Origin of the sequence: Lacticaseibacillus zeae DSM 20178 = KCTC 3804, from assembly GCF_000260435.1 — a bacterium.
GTDB lineage: Bacteria > Bacillota > Bacilli > Lactobacillales > Lactobacillaceae > Lacticaseibacillus > Lacticaseibacillus zeae.
Map to the genome: position 1 here is coordinate 21,372 of NZ_BACQ01000037.1, position 22,098 is coordinate 43,469.

Annotated in this window: 21 protein-coding genes; 14 read left to right on the forward strand and 7 right to left on the reverse strand. The window is 48.3% G+C overall.

The features are described 5' to 3' along the window. Window positions 1–6: 6 nt before the first annotated feature. Entirely contained in the window at window positions 7–885 is an 879-nt protein-coding gene (locus tag GSO_RS08255; protein WP_010490960.1) for a cation diffusion facilitator family transporter, read from the forward strand. A gap of 99 nt (window positions 886–984) precedes the next feature. Here GSO_RS08255 and GSO_RS08260 read toward each other — a convergent pair whose 3' ends face one another. Next, window positions 985–1,746, reverse strand: a complete 762-nt coding sequence (locus GSO_RS08260; RefSeq protein ID WP_010490961.1) for an ABC transporter permease — start codon at window positions 1,744–1,746, stop codon at window positions 985–987. After that, a complete protein-coding gene (locus GSO_RS08265; protein ID WP_010490962.1) occupies window positions 1,743–2,393 on the reverse strand; it encodes an ABC transporter ATP-binding protein in 651 nt (216 codons plus the stop codon). Before GSO_RS08265 ends, GSO_RS08260 begins: the two co-directional genes overlap by 4 nt. Before the next feature lie 220 nt (window positions 2,394–2,613). On the opposite strand from GSO_RS08265, the gene purR reads away from it, so the two are divergent. From purR to GSO_RS08285, 4 genes are all read left to right on the forward strand, one after another. Next, entirely contained in the window at window positions 2,614–3,462 is an 849-nt protein-coding gene (gene purR, locus GSO_RS08270) for a pur operon repressor (protein WP_010490963.1), read from the forward strand. After that, on the forward strand, window positions 3,459–4,631 hold the full coding sequence (locus GSO_RS08275; RefSeq protein ID WP_010490964.1) for a VanZ family protein: 1,173 nt from the start codon (window positions 3,459–3,461) through the stop codon (window positions 4,629–4,631). The genes purR and GSO_RS08275 overlap by 4 nt, the downstream gene beginning before the upstream one ends. 425 nt (window positions 4,632–5,056) lie before the next feature. Continuing rightward, window positions 5,057–6,445, forward strand: a complete 1,389-nt coding sequence (gene glmU, locus GSO_RS08280; RefSeq protein WP_010490965.1) for a bifunctional UDP-N-acetylglucosamine diphosphorylase/glucosamine-1-phosphate N-acetyltransferase GlmU — start codon at window positions 5,057–5,059, stop codon at window positions 6,443–6,445. A 97-nt stretch (window positions 6,446–6,542) separates the two neighbouring features. Then, the gene (locus GSO_RS08285) at window positions 6,543–7,517 is read left to right on the forward strand and encodes a ribose-phosphate diphosphokinase (protein WP_003567718.1); all 975 of its coding nucleotides are present in this window, start codon (window positions 6,543–6,545) and stop codon (window positions 7,515–7,517) included. Between the two features lie 172 nt (window positions 7,518–7,689). Here the strand turns inward: GSO_RS08285 and GSO_RS08290 are convergent, their stop codons facing one another. Then, window positions 7,690–8,880, reverse strand: a complete 1,191-nt coding sequence (locus GSO_RS08290) for a hypothetical protein (protein WP_010490968.1) — start codon at window positions 8,878–8,880, stop codon at window positions 7,690–7,692. Window positions 8,881–9,129: 249 nt separating this feature from the next. Here GSO_RS08290 and GSO_RS08295 point away from each other — a divergent pair, with 249 nt between their 5' ends. The 4 genes from GSO_RS08295 to GSO_RS08310 all read left to right on the forward strand — a co-directional run bounded on the left by GSO_RS08295 (window position 9,130) and on the right by GSO_RS08310 (window position 12,642). Then, window positions 9,130–10,479 carry a M20 family metallopeptidase gene (locus tag GSO_RS08295; RefSeq protein WP_010490969.1) on the forward strand — a complete coding sequence of 450 codons (1,350 nt, stop codon included), beginning with the start codon at window positions 9,130–9,132 and terminating at the stop codon, window positions 10,477–10,479. 45 nt (window positions 10,480–10,524) lie between these two features. Beyond that, window positions 10,525–11,703, forward strand: a complete 1,179-nt coding sequence (locus tag GSO_RS08300; protein ID WP_010490970.1) for a metal-dependent hydrolase family protein — start codon at window positions 10,525–10,527, stop codon at window positions 11,701–11,703. A 98-nt stretch (window positions 11,704–11,801) separates the two neighbouring features. Continuing rightward, entirely contained in the window at window positions 11,802–12,131 is a 330-nt protein-coding gene (locus tag GSO_RS08305) for an ASCH domain-containing protein (protein ID WP_010490971.1), read from the forward strand. Window positions 12,132–12,216: 85 nt separating this feature from the next. Further along, window positions 12,217–12,642, forward strand: coding sequence for a hypothetical protein (locus tag GSO_RS08310; protein ID WP_010490972.1), 426 nt, complete (start codon window positions 12,217–12,219; stop codon window positions 12,640–12,642). A gap of 111 nt (window positions 12,643–12,753) precedes the next feature. On the opposite strand, the gene mscL is transcribed toward GSO_RS08310, so the two are convergent. After that, window positions 12,754–13,134 carry a large-conductance mechanosensitive channel protein MscL gene (mscL, locus tag GSO_RS08315; RefSeq protein WP_010490973.1) on the reverse strand — a complete coding sequence of 127 codons (381 nt, stop codon included), beginning with the start codon at window positions 13,132–13,134 and terminating at the stop codon, window positions 12,754–12,756. Between the two features lie 91 nt (window positions 13,135–13,225). Continuing rightward, a complete protein-coding gene (locus GSO_RS08320; RefSeq protein ID WP_010490974.1) occupies window positions 13,226–14,275 on the reverse strand; it encodes a YdcF family protein in 1,050 nt (349 codons plus the stop codon). A 71-nt stretch (window positions 14,276–14,346) separates the two neighbouring features. Here GSO_RS08320 and GSO_RS08325 point away from each other — a divergent pair, with 71 nt between their 5' ends. After that, window positions 14,347–14,799: an NUDIX hydrolase gene (locus tag GSO_RS08325; protein ID WP_010490975.1), complete on the forward strand. Its 453-nt coding sequence runs from the start codon at window positions 14,347–14,349 to the stop codon at window positions 14,797–14,799. A gap of 11 nt (window positions 14,800–14,810) precedes the next feature. Here the strand turns inward: GSO_RS08325 and GSO_RS08330 are convergent, their stop codons facing one another. Together GSO_RS08330 and GSO_RS08335 are read right to left on the reverse strand one after the other, a co-directional pair. Continuing rightward, window positions 14,811–16,163, reverse strand: a complete 1,353-nt coding sequence (locus tag GSO_RS08330; protein WP_010490976.1) for an HD domain-containing protein — start codon at window positions 16,161–16,163, stop codon at window positions 14,811–14,813. A gap of 128 nt (window positions 16,164–16,291) precedes the next feature. Continuing rightward, complete coding sequence (locus GSO_RS08335; RefSeq protein WP_010490978.1) at window positions 16,292–17,116, reverse strand: lipoate--protein ligase family protein; 825 nt, start codon at window positions 17,114–17,116, stop codon at window positions 16,292–16,294. Window positions 17,117–17,258: 142 nt separating this feature from the next. Here GSO_RS08335 and GSO_RS08340 point away from each other — a divergent pair, with 142 nt between their 5' ends. The 4 genes from GSO_RS08340 (at window position 17,259) to pyrG (ending at window position 21,871) form a co-directional block, all read left to right on the forward strand. Beyond that, on the forward strand, window positions 17,259–17,705 hold the full coding sequence (locus GSO_RS08340; protein ID WP_010490984.1) for a YwiB family protein: 447 nt from the start codon (window positions 17,259–17,261) through the stop codon (window positions 17,703–17,705). Between the two features lie 51 nt (window positions 17,706–17,756). After that, complete coding sequence (gene rpoE, locus GSO_RS08345; RefSeq protein WP_010490985.1) at window positions 17,757–18,431, forward strand: DNA-directed RNA polymerase subunit delta; 675 nt, start codon at window positions 17,757–17,759, stop codon at window positions 18,429–18,431. A 477-nt stretch (window positions 18,432–18,908) separates the two neighbouring features. Further along, the gene (locus tag GSO_RS08350) at window positions 18,909–20,090 is read left to right on the forward strand and encodes an RNA-guided endonuclease InsQ/TnpB family protein (protein WP_010490986.1); all 1,182 of its coding nucleotides are present in this window, start codon (window positions 18,909–18,911) and stop codon (window positions 20,088–20,090) included. 176 nt (window positions 20,091–20,266) lie between these two features. Then, window positions 20,267–21,871: a CTP synthase gene (gene pyrG / locus GSO_RS08355; protein WP_010490987.1), complete on the forward strand. Its 1,605-nt coding sequence runs from the start codon at window positions 20,267–20,269 to the stop codon at window positions 21,869–21,871. Window positions 21,872–22,098: the final 227 nt, after the last annotated feature.

A 22,098-nucleotide genomic window follows, 5' to 3' on the forward strand; every position in this document is an offset into this window, starting at 1 on the left:
GACGATATGGAACAGGTTCAGCCAAACAAGGCATTTTTTTGGGGCATTCTGCTTAATCTGATTTATATTATTGCTGAAATTGCTTTTGGGATCGGGATCGGTTCGGTTGCATTGGTTGCGGATGCGATACACAATATGAGCGATGTTTTAGGCTTAGGGTTGGCGTGGTTTTCCGAGTGGCTGTCGAATCGCCATCCGACGGTACAGCGTACATACGGTTACAAAAGTTCATCGATTCTGGCCGCTTTGGCAAATGCCGCCTTTTTGTTAGTCGCAATGGGCGCGATCATTGTCGAAGCGATTACCCGGCTGTCGCAAAATGCGCCGGTTGAAGGCGGCTGGATGATGCTGGTTGCCGGTGTGGGGATTTTGGTCAACGGCGCAACCGCAGGACTTTTCCACAGTGGCTCGCAGCACGATTTGAATATTCGCGGTGCGTTCATGCACATGGCAGCCGATGCCGGCGTTTCGCTAGGCGTTGTGTTAGCCGGGGGTTTGATTATGTTGACAGGCTGGGAATGGCTTGATCCGGTCATGTCGATTCTGGTTGCCATTGTGGTCTTGATTGGCACTTGGAACCTGTTGCGGGATGCGGTCAACCTGGCCATGGCGGCTGTTCCCAAGGAAATCGATCCGATTGCCGTCAAGACACTGGTCGATGCGTACCCGACTGTTGCTTCGTGTCACGACCTGCATATCTGGGCGCTTAGCACAACCGATGTGGCGCTGACGGTCCATGTGGTTCGGACGACACCGGAAGGCAACGACGCCTTTCTGGACGCCTTGAGCCTGTCGTTGCGGGAGAGTTTTGACATCGCGCACACGACTATTCAAGTCGAATACGGTCCCTACTTGCCGGATAACAAGATGGAAAATCCTTACTGAGCGCTCAGCATTTTGGAATTAAAAAAGTTGCTGCAGAAGTAATTTGACTTTACTTCTACAGCAACTTTTTACGCTGATTCTATGCGAACTAGCTGATGATTACCGCAACTGCTTTTGCTCATTATAAAAGCGTGAATAACTGCGATAAACGGCAATGAAGCTGCCGAGGCTTGTGGCACCCAGTAACATGAAGGTGACCATGATCTGGTACATGATGGCTTTTGTTGGATCGATGCCGGCAAAGATCAGACCGGACATCATGCCGGGTAAGCTGACGAGTCCGACTGTTTTTGCCGAGTCGATGGTAGGCGCCATTCCGGTTTTGATCGCATTGACGATGAGCTTTTGACTGGCCTGTTTGAGGGTGGCGCCTAAAGCCAGGCGTTCAAGGACTTGCGGGCGCAAATCCGTGAATTCGGTGTTCAGACTGCGATATGCCAAGCCGGTTGCCACCATGACATTACTGGCAATCATGCCGCTGATCGGCACAATCTGGGCAGGAATGAAGCGAATGGCGCGGACGGAGACTAGCATGATCAGCGTGAGCCCGGTTGCTGTGGTGACGGCGAGCAAGCTGGTGACAAAGGCGTCGGGAATAGTGCCGGCACGCTTTTTGGCGTTCCACGCAGCGTTGAAAATAATGATGGCGACCATGGCTAACGTTAACCAAACCGTGTTGACTTTAATAATATAGGTCAAGACAAAACCGACAACAGTTAGCTGGATGACGGCGCGCACGACACCAACGATTAAGTCTTTGGTCATCCCCAACTCTTCTTTTAAGTTGATCGTTAACGCAATGACCACCAGGATAAGCGCCAGTAGCAGTGCCAGAGGTGATACAATTAACTGACTATTCATGCGGTCGGCACCTCCTCGAATTGGCCGTCTACCAACGTCATGAGGTTCTTTGCCATGTGCAGTTCGCCTTCGTCATGGGTCACGCTAACGAGGGTGATCCCCTTTTTGTTTTGGCGGTCCAACAGGTCGTGAATCACGGCTTTTGTGTCCGGATCCAATCCGGTCGTGACTTCATCCAGCAGCAGAACTTTAGGCGGAAAGAACAGATGGCGCAATAAGGCAACGCGCTGACGTTCACCGCCGGACAGGTTTTGCGTTGGTGCGTCAAGCATGGTTTTAGCCAGATCGACGCTTTCCAGGGCGGCTTCAGCCTGTTCACGTGGCATCTCGGTGTTACGAATCGCAAACGGAAAACGCAGATCGTCGGCAACGGTGGCGCCAAACAAGGCAGGTTGTTGGGCGCAATAAGATACCTCCCGCCGATAAAGAATCGGATCGTAATCAGACTGAGGCTTGCCATTATACAAAATCGTGCCGCTTGTCGGCGTCAGTAACGTAGCAAGCAAACGCAGCAAGGTACTTTTACCCGACCCAGAATGCCCGGCAATGGTAAGATCAATCCCCCAAGGAATGTCCAGATTGATATCATTCAGGATAGCCGTTTTTGTTGGCGCAAAAGTCATGTGGTGTAATTCAAAAGCATTCATACTTTTCCCCACCCTTCTTTGTAACCATTCTAATATAGAATTGGGTGGGAGGCCACTGATACGACTCGCGAGGCGGCAGGTGTAAAAATGAACAAATGCGAACGTTCGGTGAGAAAATCGAGTTAAAGGGTCGAAATTTTCGGCAAAAGCATTTATACTGGGTAAGATTATCACGGAATGTTAGCATAAGGCTAAATATTCGGAGTTAGGAGCGGAATAAATGAAAGTAAGACGCAGTGATCGCTTGATCGATATGACCCGGTACTTGTTAGAACGGCCGCATACGCTGATACCGCTGACTTTTTTTTCTAAACGGTATGAAAGTGCCAAATCCTCGATTAGTGAAGATCTGGCGATTGTAAGACGGACCTTTGCGCAACGGCAAACCGGGATTCTTGAAACGGTTCCGGGAGCGGCAGGCGGTGTGCGGTACATCCCGATCATGGGGGAAGATGAGGCAGAGAAGTTTATTGCTGCTATGGCTAAGCGGCTGTCGGAAACCGATCGCCTTTTGCCAGGTGGCTATGTTTATCTTTCGGACTTGCTCGGAACGCCAAGTGTGTTGCGGCAAATTGGCCGGTTGATTGCCACCCAGTATCGTGATGCCAAGGTCGACGCGGTGATGACCGTTGCGACTAAAGGCATCCCCATTGCCCAAAGTGTCAGTCAGTATCTGAATGTGCCGTTCGTCATCGTGCGGCGCGATTCCAAGATTACTGAAGGCTCGACAGTCTCGGTCAACTATGTCTCCGGATCATCGGCCCGGATCGAGAAAATGGAGCTGAGTAAGCGCAGTCTTCCGGCAAATTCGCGGGTACTGATTGTCGACGACTTCATGAAAGGTGGCGGCACGGTCAATGGCATGAAGGCGTTGATTGACGAATTCAATGCTGAAATGGTCGGCATCACCGTCTTTGCGGAAGGCAAGTTTGATGGCGATCGGATGGTCAATGAATATACATCACTGATTCGGGTTGATAAGGTCGACACCAAGGCAAACACCCTTCATGCCACTGCCGGGAACTTTCTTAGTCAGAATCAGCAGTTGCTTGAGGTGAGCCATCAATGAGTGCTTACCTCGGGCCGGTTAAAACGGCACTGGTCACGTTTCCGTTTTTAGCATTGGTGCTTGCGCTACCGTTTCTGGTGATTGTTTATCGGCGCTACGGTGCGTTTAGCTGGTGGCGGGCGATCGTGATCTATTCGTTCATATTTTACCTGCTATCGGCTTATTTCTTGATTATCCTACCGCTTCCGTCACGCGAGGCAGTTGCGCAGTTTACCGGGCCAAAATATAATCTGACCCCATTCATGGCGTTACGCTACTTTATTCACACGACGGTCTTTTCCCCAACCAACCCGCACACGTGGTTGGCGGCGTTGAAACAATCCGCGTTTATCCAACCCTTCTTTAACGTCGTTTTGACGATCCCATTTGGTTTTTATCTGCGCTATTATTTTAAGCGCAGTGTGCCGCAGATCATCATGATGAGCTTTGGCTTGAGTCTTTTCTTTGAACTGACCCAGTTGTCAGGGCTGTATGGCTTCTATCCGCGGCCGTATCGACTGTTTGATGTGGATGATTTGATTCTTAACACCACTGGCGGCTTGATCGGCGGTGTTTTGGCCCCGATTTTCATGCAGGCGTTGCCATCTCGGGATACGATGGATGCTAAAAGTCAGGTGCGCGGTGTTCGAGTGACATTAATGCGCCGTCTGGTGGCCTTTTTCATTGATTTTATAATATTAAGCACCATCGTCGGCTTGATGATCAGGTTCTTATTCCATTTGCTGGGGTTAGCGCAGTTACCGGATTTCTTGAGCGAAATGGTGTTGCCACTGCTTTTTGTTTTCGTTATCTGGCCTGCCTTTAATGACGGGCAGACCCTCGGCAAGAGCCTGGTTCGGATTAGAATTGTTCGCACAGATGGCCGCCCAGTTGGTTTTTGGCGGCTACTGTTGCGGGAAGGCTTGCTATATGGTGTGGCCTATTCAAGTTTAATTGGGTTCAGCAACTTTCTCATCGAGTATTTTGGAGAGGGACAGCGAACCGAAATCAATCTTGCTGCGCTGGGATTTTTCGGCATTTTGGCAATATTGTTTATTCTCAACTTCATTTGGGAAACGATCACTCGGCATTATCGGTTCTTCTATGATGCTTGGGCGGATACGACCCAGATTAGTACGTTAAAAGTGTCAGATGATGTTAAGCAACGTGCGGCTGAGAATGAGCAGTAAGGGTAGTTTTGTAGGCAGATCCGTCGTGAGGCGGGTCTGTTTTTGTTTGGGCTTTTAGGGTGTGGAAAGGGGTTCAGTTGCAAAACAGTGTTCACTGGGTTTGGGTAACCTTGCAGAAACATGACGTTAAAAGTTACTCGCGTTCTCTGCGGCTCTCTCAAACGCGTTCGCAAGCGCAGAAGTCTGCGTGTAAGGTCCTCAGTCGCAATGGCCAAGCTCGGGCCTGAGTTTTCCGATACAAAACGCGCTCACCGGCGCAGAAGTCTGCGTATAAGGACCTTGGGCGCGATGGCCTAAGCCCGGGCCATCACGCCCAAGGCCACTTATACTCCGACTTCTAACCGCGCCGGTTCACGCTCTACATGTTGTCTCCCTTGCCGCGCTGGTCTATTATGAAATAAGACAATTAGGAATGGAGCTTTAGCATGTCAAAGAAATTCACCATCATTCTTGCGGCCGGTAAAGGGACGCGGATGAAATCGAAGTATTATAAAGTTTTACAGCCGGTTTGTGGTAAGAGCATGGTTGAACATGTGGTGAGTCAGGTTGAGGCGATTCATCCGGACGCCATTGTGACGATCGTGGGCCACGGTGCCGAAGCAGTTGAGAAAACGCTTGGTGACCGGACTAAATTCGTTTTACAAGAAGAGCAACTTGGTACTGGCCATGCGGTTTTGCAGGCTGAGCCTTTATTAGGGCAAAAAGACGGTGCCACACTGATTATCAGTGGGGACACGCCATTGTTTACCGCGAAGACGTTAAATGATTTATTTGCCTATCATGAAGCCAAAGGGGCTAAGGCCACTATTTTGACGGCCAATGCTCCTGATCCGACGGGTTATGGCCGGATTATTCGCGACGCTGACGGCAATGTCATCAAGAACGTCGAGCAAAAAGACGCCACCCCGGAAGAGGCGCTTATTTCCGAAATCAACACAGGCGTTTACGTTTTTGATAATCAGGCGCTGTTTAAGGCTTTGCATCAGGTCAAGAACGACAATGCCCAAGGCGAATATTATCTGCCGGATGTTCTCGGCATTTTGCGTGAAGCCGGTGAAAAGGTGGCAGCTTATCAAATGCCGGATTATACCGAATCGTTAGGCGTTAATGACCGCGTTGCATTGGCCAAAGCGACCCGCATCATGCAACAACGGATCAACGAACAGCATATGCGCAATGGGGTTACCTTAATCGATCCGGCAACCACCTACATTGACACGGATGTGCAAATTGGTGCCGACACGGTCATTGAACCCGGCGTCTATCTCAAAGGTAAAACCGTCATCGGCGAAGATTGCCACATTGGTACGCATTCCGAGCTCGTCGATGCCACTTTGGAAAATGATGTGACCGTCACGAGTTCGACGATCGAACATGCCATCATGCGTGCCCACAGTGACATCGGCCCTAACTCGCATTTGCGGCCGGATGCCGATATCGGCGAATATGTTCATCTGGGCAACTTTGTGGAAATCAAGAAAGCCAAGATCGGTGCGCGTACTAAGGTTGGTCATCTCACATATGTCGGCAACGCAACACTCGGCACTGACATCAATGTCGGTTGTGGCGTGGTATTCGTCAACTATGACGGCGTTAAAAAGTGGGAAAGTACCATCGGCGATCATGCGTTCATCGGTTCTAACTCGAATATTGTTGCCCCGGTTGAAGTGGCAGACCACAGCTTTATCGCGGCTGGATCCACCATTACCAAAGACGTACCGTTTCACGCTATGGCCATCGCCCGTGCCCGGCAAACGACCAAAGAGGATTACTGGAAACGCTTGCCGGTCGCGAACGATCCAGATTGGAATTAGGTTATAATTCGTCTCATGTGCTTGCTTTTTTTCGTCAATCCGCTAAGCTCTTTGTGGAACAATTTTTCGCAGCCTATAATATTTCGTGGAGGAACATATGTCTGAGCAATACGGTGACCCGAGATTAAAGATTTTTGCCTTGAATTCGAACAAGCCGTTAGCAGAAAAAATTGCTGCTGAGGTTGGTGTCAAGCTGGGGAAGTCCTCAGTGAAACGTTTTAGCGATGGTGAGATTCAGATCAACATCGAAGAAAGTATTCGTGGGGATGATGTTTATCTGATCCAGTCGACATCCAGCCCAGTGAATGACAACTTGATGGAATTGCTGATTATGATTGATGCGTTGCGGCGGGCATCTGCCCACACCATCAATGTCGTGATGCCTTATTACGGTTACGCGCGGCAGGATCGCAAAGCCCGTTCACGTGAACCGATTACGGCAAAACTGGTAGCCAACATGCTTGAACGCGCGGGCGCGACCCGTGTGCTGGCCCTTGACTTGCACGCTGCCCAAATTCAAGGCTTCTTCGATATTCCGGTGGATCACCTTGTGGGCGCGCCTTTGTTGGCTGACTACTTCTTGCGTAATCATTATGACGGTGCCGACACCGTTGTGGTTTCACCCGATCATGGCGGGGTTACCCGCGCTCGTAAGTTAGCGGAATTCCTTAAAGCGCCCATTGCCATTATCGACAAGCGGCGTCCGCGACCAAACGTTGCCGAGGTCATGAACATTGTCGGTAACGTAACCGGGAAGCAATGCATCATCATCGACGATATGATCGATACTGCCGGCACGATTACGCTAGCGGCTCAAGCCTTGAAAGATGCCGGCGCAACCGAAGTTTTGGTGGCCGCAACCCACGCCATTTTCTCTGGCCCGGCGGTTGAACGCTTGACCCACTCGGCCATTGAAAAAGTCGTTGTCACCGACTCAATCAATTTGCCAGCTGACAAGCACATGGACAAACTCGACGTTGTTTCCGTGGGACCGTTGATGGGCCGCGCCATCATGCGGATTCAGGAGAACCGTTCCGTTACGCCGTTGTTTGAGAATCGGTTTACAAAATAATTCAAAAGATTTGATGCTTGTCGAGGCATCTTTTTCGGCAAGCGGTATATTCAGCAAAATAAGCATTTTAAAAGTGGTCGGCACAACCTTAATTTTGGTTATGTCGGCCACTTTTGTTATCCTGAGATAAAGTTGTCGTCCATATGTGTCATCAATCTTCAAAGTGCCGGCGTTAAAGCAGCTTTAGGAAGATCGTCGCGATAATGACGGATGCGACCGAGACCGTGGCGAATCCGCCAACTAACATCTTTGGCATCATTTGTTGTGTTAAGTATTCTTCCTCATCTTCAGTAGTGGCAACCGCGCTGGCCACTTCGGAAGTCAAGATATAATCGGCAGGAAACCCGAACAGCGCCGTCAACGAGCATGAAAAGGCCATCTGCCACGACATCCCGAATGGCTTAGCCAATACTCGGGATGCTAAGAACATGCCTAGAACCCCTAAAACAATGAGCACTGCGATTTGCAGCACAATGCTGGCCAGAACAGCGGGGGTGGTTGCGCTGAGTTGACCGAAGACATAAGCAAGCAGGCCGTACATCAGCCAATTAAAGACGCCCGCTTTATTTAACGCATTATCTTCCAGAAAACCGATTTGGTGGGCAATGACGCCAAAGATCAGGCAAACCACATTTGAATTAATGACATTGTGGGTTAAAGTGCCAAAGCCCATCGCCAGTAAGCCGACAAGGGCAACCCGCGCCATGATGAAAGCACTGGTTTGATATGGGGTAGGTAGTTTCATCATTTTTGGACGGTTATCCCCTTTTTCTTCAGCGCCGCGGCGCATTTTGGGAATGGATGGATCCAGCTTGCTACCGTTAGCGCGGAATTGCTTAAGGAGTCGGTGACTTTCCTGCTTCAACAATACGGAGGTTAGGGGATAGCCAACGACTGAATGGATGACGAACATCGCAACCGGTAAGGCGACCAACGTTGTCAAGCCTTGAGCCTTCAACCCACTGGACATAAGTAAAGCAGAAACGAGTCCGCCAGTTAACGGTGGTACCGCAGCGACAACGGTTTTCCAGTCAAAAATAAGTGTTCCCAATGTTAACGTCAGCAGTAAAGTTCCGCAAACGCCAAGCAATGCAATACAAACGGCCTTCCACTGGGCCAGCAACTCGCGCAGATTCATCAGCGTTCCGAGATGAACCAACAAGAGCGCGATGCAAATGGTGATGAATCCCGAGCCAAAAGAAGCCGTTGCCACAACATTTTTAGGTAAAACGGTCCAAAAACCGATGACGAACAGAACCGCAGTGATGAAGACAGATGGAATGAAGGCTCTAGTGGCGGCGGCAACCCACTCGCCAACTGTCATAAAGACCATGACAACTGTAAACGCAATTAAGAAATTCATAAGCATCCTCCATTCGATTTATAGATTATAAAAAGATTATAATATGGGGAATACTTTAACCTTAATTGTGCTGATGCCAATAACTTCTTGCGTGTGGCTCTCATTTTTGCATAAACAAAAACGCCGACACACTGATTTATTTGCCAATATTCAACTTTTTTAAATGTGATTAAAATTATAAAACGATGTTGACGTCTTTATGAATGAGAACTATATTGAAAATTAATAACATCATAAGGAGGCGGCTTGATGAACGAACAAAAATCGATCGAAGAGTTTGCGCTAGCTTATTTGCCATCTTTGGAAGGCTATTTACGCATTCCAACGATTTCAGCCCAAAACAAAGGCATCCGCAAAACAGTCGATTGGGTGAAACAGGCATTTAAAGATTTAAATGCCGACACGGTTGAGGAGTGGACTGACCAAGGTGGCAATCCAGTCGTCTTTGCGGAACTAAAGGGGAACTCTGACCAAACAGTCCTGTTCTACAATCACTACGATGTTCAGCCGCCGGAACCCCTGGCAGAATGGCGAACCGAACCGTTTGAGCCAACTGTTGTAGACGGTAAACTCATTGCGCGCGGCGTGGCTGATGATAAAGGCGAGTTGATGTATCGATTGACGGCACTGCATTGGATGAAGGATCATGGTGGATTTCCGGTGAATATTAAGTTCTTCATCGAAGGTGGCGAAGAAGTCGGCAGTCCGCACGTTGGGGATTACGTCAAGGCTCATCGCGACCGCTTGACGGCGGATGCGTGCATCTGGGAAACCGGCGGCAAGAACGAAGCTGATCATTTTCAGGTTATTGCTGGTCTTAAAGGAATTGTTTCGTTTGATCTTCACGTCAAAACGGCTGATGCTGACATTCATTCTTCACTGGCTGCCTATATTGACAACGCTGCTTGGCGCTTGGTTCGTGCCTTGTCATCGTTAACGGATGACCAGCACCGCGTCCTCGTCGATGGCTTTTACGACGGCATCAAGCCGTTGGACGAAGCATCGGAGAATGCGATTGCCGACATGGATTTTGATGGTGACAAGATTAAAAAAACATATGGCCTTAAACGACCATTTACAAGTGATGATCCCAAACGTGCCGCTGTCACGGCGCCCACTATTACAATTAATGGCCTTTCCGCCGGCTATGAAGGTGAAGGGGTTAAAACAATTATCCCGAAGGAAGCCAAGGCTAAGCTTGATTGTCGGTTATTGCCAGGACAGGATCCCAAGAAAATTGCCCAGCTCATCCAGGCGCAGTTGGATAAAAACGGCTTTTCCGATGTGCAGTTACACTATAATCTTGGCGAGGATGCGTTCCACTCCGATCTCAATGACCCGCATTTGCAACTGGCAAAAAGTGTCGCCGAGCAGGTATACAGTGCCGGCAAAGTCCGCTTCGTCCCAATGATGCCTGGCGGTGGTCCGGCTAAATTTTTTGTTGATGCGTTGCATTTACCGGTTATTTTAATTGGGGTGAATTACGCCGGATCAGGACCACATGCGCCTAATGAGAATATTCGGTTACATGATTATCAGCAAGGCGTGGCTTACTTAATTCAACTTTTACGGGCGTATGCACAGCCAAAGGCACAATAGTCCAGGTACGCTGGACAATCAGAATTAACGAATGGAGGTTTTATGATGGCAACAACTTTTACAAATTGTTCTTTATTTACTGGTACTTCAGAAAAAATTCTTAAAGATGCCTGGTTCACGGTTGATGACACTGGTAAAGTTGCTGAAGTAGGGAGTGGACAGGCTCCTTCGGCAAACAAAACGGTAGATCTCGGTGGTCAATACGTGACGCCCGGACTAACTAATGTCCATACACATATCACAATGGATCCTTCAACCGGCGATGGCGGTACCAGTCGCGGTGTCGTAGCTTCAACAGTTGGTGCTGTTGATCATTTACATCAGCTATTAAAGTCCGGTGTTACTTATGTTCGTGAATGTGGCAGTAGCTTTGACATCGACATTGCGCTGAAGGCATTGAAAGACCAGGGTCAACTAAAACAGGTACCGCAAATCATGCCATCTGGTAAATTCTTTTCAATGACAGGTGGTCATGGCGACATGCCAAATGCAGCCTATGTTGTTGATTCGCCGGATGAGATGCGCAAGGCGGTTCGGACCGCATTGAAAAAAGGTGCTAAGGCCATTAAGGTGATTGCAACCGGTGGGGTTATGACCCCTAACGACTTTATGGATGATCCGCAGCTGAGTGTGGCAGAAATGCATGTTGCGGTTGAAGAGGCGCATCATAAAGGTCAGATTGTTGCGGCGCATGCTGAAGGCAATCCCGGCATTATGAATGCCATTCAGGCCGGGGTTGATTCAGTTGAACATGGTTTTTATGTAAATGATGAAGAAATCGATCTCATGTTAAAGCAAGGCACATACTTAACCCCAACGCTTGTGGCCGACTGGGCAATTCCAACATTTGCCAAGGGTAAGATTCCGGATTGGGAAGTTAAAAAAGCTGCGGATGCGTTAGATGACCTGTACAAGAACATCATGCATGCCTTTCATCGTGGGGTACCGTTGACATTAGGCACCGATGCCGGCACGCCATTCAATGACTTCACCATGGCGCCGGTTGAACTGCAATTAATGGTTGAGCAAGGTATGACACCGTTTGAAGCCTTTTCGACGTCGGTTAATGGCACCAAGTTGATGGGCGTTGACGACCAATATGGTACGCTTGAAAAAGGCAAGTTTGCAGACTTCTTGGTCTTGGAAAACGATCCAATGGCCGATGTGAAGGCTTTCCAACAAAAAGATAAGCAGGTTTATCAAGGCGGTAAGCGGCAGTATTAATTGTAAGCCGTTAAGTGAACACCATTGTCTGAATTCAAAAGGTGGGCGTACGCGTAATGGCGTGCGACCATTTTTTAAAATGAAGGAGCACTGGGGATATGAAAATGGGGCTCACGCATGAACAATTTGAGCTGGTACGAGAAGGTAGTAAAACTATCGAAATCAGATTGAATGACCAAAAACGCCAACAGTTACGGGTGGGCGACCCGATTGTCTTTGAAGATTTGACGACACAACAGCGATTAAGCAAACAGGTTGCTAAACTTGAAAAATTCGCCAGTTTCGTGCAGTTGTATGATCATTATCAAGGAATCGTCGTAGGCAGCGCCTCAACTGATTCGGTGGCTAAGATGGTTAGCGATACTTACCGGATTTATTCGAAACAGCAGGAAGCCGAACATGGTGTTTTAGCGATCCACTTGGAATAAGCAGCATGATGATGTCTTTTGGCGTATGCTAATAGCAAAAATATGGACCTGTGCAGCCTTGATGTCAGAGATAGGATTGTTGACTATGCAAAAACGGATCAGATTATTTGCGGCATATGCCTTATTAACGCTATTTTTCCACTTGAAAAAGACGAGTGGACTTAATTTCGGATTGACACTCGGCGACGTTTATTTATTAGTAAGCTGGTTAGGCGCGGCACCGAATTTTCTCGATAAAATCGAACGTAATGCGCAACGATTGGCGGCGACTGGCCGATCGACCAAAGATTACGTCGCAGAAATGAAAAAGGACATGAATGTCTATCAGAATTTCATTTACAGTACCACGCCTGTCATGGCATCAATACTAGAAAGCGGCGGTATGGATCGTGTCGGTGCAGTCATCGTTAGATTTGCTTTTCAGTTATTTCTGGTTTTGACTGCCCCGGTGATTTGGATCGGAGTGCTGCTCATCAAATGGTTTAAGTACGTTTGGCAGCGACTCAATTGAGACACTTTTTGCAGAATAATAGTGAAGACCAAAAAACCGGTTCAAGTGAGCTTTTTGTAACTCACCTGAACCGGTTTTTGTTCTACTAACGAATGCTCATATGATCAGCCGTTAATCTTTAGTCTTAGCATCCTGGTCCTTCAAGAGATCGCGAATTTCTTCAAGCAATTCGGTTTGTGTCGGGCCAACTGGTTTTGCCGGCTTGGCCGGGAGGAAGCGATTGACGCTGCGCACGATTAAGAAGACGACAAACGCAATGATCAAAAAGTTGATCACATCGTTCAGAAAATTGCCGTATGTAAACTTGGCACCTAATAGCGTGAACGACAAACCGCTCAAATCGGTTTTGCCGGCAAACATGGACAGAATCGGGTTAATCAGATTCTTTGTCAAAGACTTGACTAAGCCGGTAAAAGCACTCCCGATGATAACCCCGACAGCAAGATCCAAGACGTTACCGCGCATGATGAATTTCTGGAATTCTTTTAACATCGCTCACACTCCTCATGGTTTGAAACATGTTACGGTCAAGTTCAGTATATCGAAATGACCCGCCTTTCTGCACGTGAATGGCTCGCAGTGGTTACCATGCCCTCAGTAGCTGAGCAAGGGCCATGATCACAATAATGCCAAACGCAATGGCATGCCGCCGTTTGTACAGCACAACCAAGGCGAGATATTCGCGGATGACTGCGTTAGGCAGAAAATAAAAGGAGGTGTTACCGCCAACACCATTGGCATCAATGCCCGCCATGCGCGCGTAAATACCGGCACGGAAAAGGTGATAGTTGTTGGTAAAGAAGCTGGCTTTATACGGCGCTTCGCCGATTTCCTGCGTAATCAGGCGTTTGGAAAAGGTCATATTTTCCAGCGTCGTCGTTGACTTGTCTTCTAACAAGGTATCTTTTTCAGGGATGCCTTTTCCCAAAGCATAGCGCTGCATGGCCAGAGCTTCGGAGATTGTCTCATCGCCACCCTTGCCGCCGGAAAAAATAATTCGCGGCGCCGGGCGGCCTTTTTTAATCTGCTTATGATAAAACTTGATGGCTGTGTCGATGCGGCTGGCGAGCAATGGCGAAACCTGGTCACCATGCAGCAGGCCAGCGCCCAGCACAATGAGAAATGTGCGATTGTGCGGCTGGGGACGGAGATTATATAAGACTAGTACTGTCAGGAAGTTATAAAGTGTCAATAAGACATACAGGCCGCCGAAGCTGAAGAAAACAGCTAAAGTGATGTAGATCGGCTCTGGAATAAAACGGCGCCCGAATGAAGCGGCGATTTCAAGCAAAAGTAATCCGATGGCGATGTAAAGCGTTAGCATGTTGCTCAATGAATGGCCTTCACGCCGCCAAACCAAGATGGCGTTCCACAACAGCCAGAACAAGTGTAAGGTGAATATGAGAATGACGATCAACACTGTGATGATGAAGAGGGTACCCGTAACTGAAATCAACAGTAAATTGCTGGACCCTAAAATAGCTAAGGCGAGCGCGAATAGAAAAGCAACAGCAAACAGATTGAACAGCCAGCCATTAATCAGACGGCGCGGCTCAACCGTAAAGCTGATGGCGAAGATGATTCCCAGCACGATGGGGATTGAAAAAACAAATAATGTTTCCTGAACAGTCATCGAAAGGACTCCTTGTGTAGAGGTTAGAAATTGATTAGGGTATAATGTGATCAAGAGCGGAGGGATGCCATATGATTGATCCAGTGTTTGGTCGAAAAGATCCTAAGTTAGATTATCACACCCGAATTGGCGCGTATGGCGTGATTCCGGACCATAGCGGTGCACGACTGCTGATTTTACAAGCCCCGAACCATGCGTTGTTTTTACCTGGTGGCGGGGTTGAAAAAGGCGAAACGCCTGAAGCAACTTTGGCGCGCGAGTTGCTTGAGGAATTTGGTGCAACGGTTCACGTGACTAAAGAACTGGGCAAGTCGTCGGAATATTTTTATTCCCACCATCGGCAAACTGCGTATTATCATCCGGCAACCTTTTTTGCCTGTGATGAGCTGGCATTTGTCCAAGATCCCTTGGAAACGTTCAATACGTTGATGCTGATGCCCATCGATCTGGCACTGGCGGAACTCAAACGCCCCACGCATCGCTGGGCCGTTGCCAAATGGCTGGCACAACAGCCCAAGCGCTGAAGATGAAAAGGCTAATCATGTAAGTGGGGGTCAATAACGCCGCCATTTAGTAGGTAATGCTGAAATTTTTCATAAATCGATGAAAAGAGATTGCTGTCCTCAGTGGCAAGCATTTCTTTTGGAAAATAGAATCGTTTATCACCGGTAGCCCGACCACTAAGCGCCGCCACTAACGGGGATAAAGTCGACAACTCCTCGAGGGTGCCGTCTTTTTGCATGATTTCGATTTGGGTTTTCGGATTGGCAGAGGCAGGATCGTATTGATCGTATGGTAGATCGAAGCTGTCATTTTCCGCCGTGTAGTATTGGGCATCAAAGCCGGCTTCTGTCACTAGGTGGCGCAGTTTCGGCAGCAGTTCAGCCGTTTGATCGGTGAAGGTGACTGACTTAAGCGGCCGCCGGTTCAGAAAGCGATCGGCAAAGTCACTCAGAATGCTGTCTGGATAATCGAGCCAGTAAGTAAAGTAGGTATTGAGCACGCCGTCATCCAACTTGAGATAATCGCTTAAGGTAAATGACTGTTCAAAGAATGGCACTAATAATCGTGGCGAAAAACCCGGTTCGAACTGGCCAGACTCATAAAGAAACTTGGCGCGTTTCAGCAAGTGGGACAAGATAACTTCCATCCCGCGCGATACCGGGTGGAAATAGACTTGCTGATACATTTGAAAGCGACTGACAACATAGTCTTCAACCGCATGCATCCCATTAGCTTCGTAAGCAATTCCGTCTGAATAAGGCCGCATGACCCGCAAAATGCGAGATAAATCGAACAAACCATATTTAGTTCCGGTATAGTAAGCATCATGCAACAGATAATCCATCCGGTCGGCATCGATTTGACTGGAAATCATCTGGACGACTTGCGGATTCGGATAAGTATGGTTGATGACCGAAGCCACGCGCTCTGGAAAATCGGAACTAACACTGCGCAAAATACGGTTGACGTTGGTATGCGGATCCGTAAGAATGGCGCGGGTAATGGCTTCGTGATCAGTATTGAAGATATGCTCAAAAGTGTGGGAATAGGCGCCATGGCCAATATCGTGCAGCAGTGCGGCACACAGAACAACGGGGCGCTCCCGATCATCCCAAAGGCCGTCTCCCGGTGTTTTGCTAGGGTAATTCGTGACAAAATTGTCGCACATTTCACGGGCAATTTCATAAACCCCTAACGAATGCGCAAATCGGGTATGCTCGGCCCCTTGGAATACATAGTCCGAAACGCCTAACTGCTTAATCCGGCGCAAACGCTGAAACTCCGGTGTATTGATCAAATCAAGAATCACGCGATGCTGCACGTGAATATAATTATGAACCGGATCGCGAAAGACTTTTTCGCGCGGTAATTTTTCAAATTGCATGGTGTTCCCCCATTTTCCTTAAGTGAGCGTGAGCCGGCGCGGTTGGAAGTCGAAGTGTAAGTGGCCTTGGGCGTGATGACCCGGGTTTAGGCCATTGCGACCAAGGTACTTCTGCGCCGGGGAGCGCGTTATGATAAATGACGATTGCGATTGCGCAGATCCGCAGTGGCCGCAGCGAGTGCCTTGTGGTAGGCAGGATCGCGTAAAATCGCCGGCATCGAGTTCATATCTGCGGCAATGCCACTGGCAGCCAAAGCATTTAACAGTGCTAAAATGGCTTCGTTGCGGGTCAGCGGACGACCCAGCAAATCGCTGAGCGTGGTCATGGTTTCAGAACGAATAATTGGAAACTTGAAGTGCGGACTGGCGCTGGCATGTCCTGCCCGATAGAAGCGGCGTAATAAGTCGCACCGGGCATTTTGATCACCGAAGATGCTGCAATACAGCATGACCACCACACCGGCATGATTGCGCCGCTGAGCCATGCCGGCGAATTTTCGCCCATGAACACTGAGGTCGTATTTGCCAGGACAATACGAATGAATAATTTCGCTGGTGGCTATGGGCAAACTTGGGAATGCCGTTCGAAAAAGGGCGGTCATCATATCGTAGGCAGTGTCGATGGATAGATTGTCTTCATTAGGTAAAAAAAGTGAGACATTCAAGACGCCGCTGTCAGCAATCACTGCCAAGCCGCCGGAATTACGAACAAAGACGCCGTAATGATCGCTGGCCAGAACCGGCAAGGCATGTCCGAATTGCGGTAATTTTAAATCCTGCATCCCAAGAATCACGGTCTGTTCTGCCGTCCAAAAGTGCAACATTAACGGTGGGTGCAACTCAGGATGTGCTAACAGGGCATTGGTATGGGCAAAGCTGAGCGGAGCTTCTTCTTTGGTGAAATCCTGTTGGAAAATGGCGGCTTGTTGTCCAGCCAGCGACGTCAGGTCCATCGTGCGCCCTCTTTCTTAATAGTAGATTACTTATATTATAGCGAAGGTGGCAGGGCGCGTCAGTCACAAAGACATTTTCCCTGTTTAAACTCGACCGGGTTGACCCGTGAGCGTACAATACGTTATAGAAAGGATTGACATTATGGATCTTTCACAAGGAGTGCCGATTCAAATTCACCTTGAGACGTTTGTCACACAAGGTGATGACACTGAGACACATGTTTTTGATGAACCCGGGACGTTGGTTCAAATGGGCAACGCGCTTTATATTCGATATCAAGAAGTCGATGAAGATGCTGGAACCAGTATGCCGGTGACCATGAAACTGCGCGATGACGGCGATATTCAGCTTTCACGCGGCAGCAGCAATGGCGATACGCAATTGAAGCTTTTCTTTGCCAACGAAAAACGGGTTTTGACGCGCTATCGAACACCATACGGCATTATTCCGGTGGAAACAGTCACCCCGCGTATTGATGCCCGCATGACAACCGATCCGGTGGCAGGGGAGATTTACGTTGAGTATGAGTTATTCGCGAACCATCAACATCTGGGAAATTATCGGTTAAGATTGCAATTCAAGGCATGAGCGTGTACTATAAGAAACAGACTGTAAAGACTTGGAAAGGGCGTGTATCGGTTGAAACTCAAAGCATTTGCCAATGCCGATAAATCAGAATTATCAATGATCGAAGTAGCCCATGAGATCCTCGAAGAAAAAGGGGATACCATGGCGTTCGTTGATCTGGCCAACGAGATCCAGACTTATCTCGGCAAGAGTGACGAAGAAATTCGTGAACGTTTGCCGCAATTTTACACGGATCTGAACGTGGATGGCAGTTTCATTTCTTTAGGCGATAACGTTTGGGGCCTGCGCGCTTGGTATCCATACGATTCCGTCGATGAAGAAGTTAACCATCCGGAAGATGAAGAAGAAGTACCACGTCGCAAGAAGCGCAAGAAGGTTAATGCCTTCTTGGCTGACGTAGCCGATGACGATGATGTCATTGATTACAACGACGACGATCCCGAAGATGAAGATCTCGACGCCGATAGCGATGACGATGATTTTGACGACGATGATCATACCGGCTTTCATGATAAAATCGGCAAAGCTGCCGCAACTGACGATGACAGCGACGACGACCCTGACGATGGGTTGCCAGATGGTATTGAAGGCCAGCTAGCCGAGTTCGGAGACAATGACAGCGACGATGATGACGATAACGACGACATCACGGCTGACTTCTCCGGCGATGATGACAGCGATGACGATGATAGTGATGATGACGACAGTGACAGCGACAAGCACTAGTCGTTTAGGCCGTGCCCTTAAAAGGTGCGGTTTTTTTAGTGAGCGCGTTATAGATCGATCGCAACAATCTTGATTTTACTCAATTCACTTTAATGCTTGACGAACCTCTTACAATTGGTTAATATACGTTTTGGGCGCTTTACAAAAGTGTAAAGCCAATACGGTTCAAGCTCCCTGTTCGCATGAATAGGGAGCTTGTTTTTGTTTTTTCCCGATTATTAAAAAGGAGGATATTAATAGAGCTCAAATATGTCGAATAACATGGATTAAAACGGTACAACATGGGCAGAATAATTAAGTGGAAGCTGTCCGTGTGTTCAAACCAAGTTAACTAGCGAAATGTATTGACAATAGCCTGAATCGGTACTGTATGATGGTTCTTACCAAAGTTCCGCTAGCTAGCCTTGGTTTGAGCGCTTACTTCAAGCTTCCTCTCAAGTGGCGTTTAACCAGCTAATTGAGAGGAGGTGACAACTTTTGATTAAAACGCATAAGATCAAGCTCTATCCCAATGCAACCATGCGGCGTGAACTAGAACGATTGTTTAACTATCGCCGGTTTTGCTGGAATCAAGCCTTAGAAACGTGGAACGCCATGTACGACGCATCTCTCCTGATGGCGGACAAAACTTTGCGGCCAAATGAACGCAAAGTGCGGGACGAACTGGTTTGGAATAAAGCTGACTGGCAGTACGAACAGTCAGCCCGAGTTTTACAGCTTGCGGTAAACGATCTAGGTAAGGCTTGGAAGAACTACTTCAATCCGAAGATGCCAGATCACGATAAGCCCAACTGGAAATCTAAGAAACGATCCCGCAAAACGTTCAAAACGGATCGGGCGCAACTTGTGAATGGCAAGTTACGTTTAGATAAACCTCATGGTGCTGGTGCCTGGTATGACATCAAACTAGCCGAACAACCGCGCTGGCAAGGCGAACTGAAACAAGTTTGCGTCGTCCAAGACGCTGACGGTTACTACGCTTCGTTTTCGATTGAGGTTCAGGCTTCCGTTGAAAAGCGACCGGTTCTAACGGTCACTGGGGTTGATGCCAATATCGGCAAGTTTGACTATCAAACGTCAACCGGCTATGCCACTCAACCCACCTTGCCTGAACGTCTGCCACCACTTTACGCCCGCATTGCTCATTATCAGCGCCAATTAGCCCGCAAACGGAAAGTAAATCCCAAGCATTTTAACTCCGCGGCTTATCGCACAACGAGAACCAAGTTGAAGCGTCAATACCAACGAGTTGAACGGATTCAAACGGATTTGCTGCAAAAGTTTACGACGATGCTCGTCACTGATTATGACCTAATTGGGATTGAGGATCTGGATAATCGCCACATGCGCATGAATAAACGTCTCGCCAAGAACCTGCATCGATCACTGTTTGGCAAGTTTAAAGTGATCATGCAGTACAAGGCTGACTGGTATGGCAATACGTTGGTGCTGGTGGATCAGTATTATCCAAGCACGCAACGCTGTTCCAACTGCGGTTATGTTAAAACGGCAGATGAACGCGTCACGCTAAGCGGCAACTTGAAACATCGTACGGGTCACGATGACTATCATTGTTACCAGTGTGGCGTGAAGTTGCGGCGAGACGAAAATGCCGTTGAGAATCTGATAGCTTATGCAAAATCAAAGGTTACGGGGTAGGCTATACCCTTAAAGTTCAGGAGGCGGTCACTGTCATGATGAATTATTTCAGAGTGGGAATACCGTTGTTGACGGGACTAAATGAAATGTAGGATTGTCAATCAAGAAAGGAAATATATAAAACCTTTATTGGTGTCAAAGAGACATTCTTCCACGTTTTATATAGCAGATTGGCTATGACCAAGTATATTTTTGTTACCGGTGGGGTCGTATCGTCATTAGGTAAAGGGATCGTTGCTGCATCCCTAGGTCGTTTGTTGAAGAATCGTGGTTTGAAGATCACCATTCAAAAATTCGATCCGTACATCAATGTTGACCCAGGCACCATGAATCCTTATCAGCATGGTGAAGTGTTCGTCACCGATGATGGCGCCGAGACTGACCTCGACCTTGGCCATTATGAACGGTTTATCGATATTAACCTGAATAAGTACAGCAACGTCACAACCGGGAAAATTTATTCTGAAGTCTTGCAACGTGAACGCCGCGGTGAATACCTTGGTGCGACCGTTCAGGTAATCCCCCACATCACCAACATGATTAAAGAAAAAATCATGCGTGCCGCTAAACACAGTGACTCCGATGTGATCATCACGGAAATCGGCGGAACGGTTGGCGATATCGAATCCTTGCCGTTCCTCGAAGCGATTCGGCAGATGAAGCGCGATGTCGGCTCGGATAATGTTTTCTACATCCATGCCAGTCTGGTGCCTTATTTGCGGGCAGCCGACGAAATGAAGACCAAGCCGACGCAGCACAGTGTTAAAGAACTGCGCAGCATCGGCATCCAGCCAAACATGCTCGTTGTTCGGACCGAAAAGCCAATCACGGAAGACATGAAGAAGAAAATCGCGTTGTTTACCGATGTGCCGGAAAATGCCGTGATTGAATCGCGTGACGCCAAGACACTTTACTCCGTTCCGTTAGCATTGCAGGCGCAAAAAATGGATCAGATCGTCGTTGACCATTTTGGCTTTGATGTGCCGGCCGCTGATATGACCGAGTGGATGAAGCTTGAGCATAAGGTTCAGCATTTGACCCACCACACCAAAATTGCGTTGGTCGGTAAATATGTCGCCTTAAAGGATGCCTATATTTCCGTTGCCGAAGCGCTTAAACATGCTGGCTATTACTGGGATTCCGATATTGATTTGGAAATGTTTCAAGCAGAAGATGTCAATGATGATAACGTCGAAAGCTTGCTGCAAGGCTTTGATGGCATCTTGGTTCCTGGCGGCTTCGGCGATCGCGGCTTAGAAGGCAAAATTGCAGCCATTCGTTACGCACGCGAAAATGATATTCCATTCTTGGGCATTTGCCTCGGCATGCAGATGGCGTCAATCGAATTTGCCCGGAACGTTTTGGGACTTAAAGACGCCGGTACGACTGAAACCCATCCTGATGTCAAGGATCCGGTTATTGACTTGATGCGTGACCAGGTTGGCGTGAAGAACCTCGGCGGGACGTTGCGGCTTGGCCTTTATCCATGTGTGTTGAAACCTGGCTCCGTTGCAGCGAAGGCGTACGACAATGTTCATGAAATTCAGAAGCGTCATCGTCATCGTTATGAGTTCAACACCAAGTATCGCAAGCCGATGGAAGACAAAGGCTTGGTATTTTCCGGTGTTAGCCCGGACAACCGCTTGATGGAAATCATCGAATATCCGAAGAACAAATTCTTTGTTGCGTCACAGTATCACCCGGAATTCCAATCACGTCCGAATAAACCTGAAGGCTTGTTTAAGGCCTTTATCCAGTCGGCTGGCGATTTTAAAAATTAATCGTTGATCGTTGCTGCCTTGAAGCGGGATGCTTTGGGGCGGCTTTTTTTGTTGTGGTGGATTGGTCAAAGCCTAAATGACCCAAGACCCTGGCTGTCACGTTGAGAGTCACTAACATTCTCTGCAGCGTCTTCAAAACGCGTTCGCAGTCGCAGGAATCTACGTGTAAGGACCCCAAGCCTAAATGGCCAAAGACCGGCCATTTAGGCTTGGGGCCACTTACACTC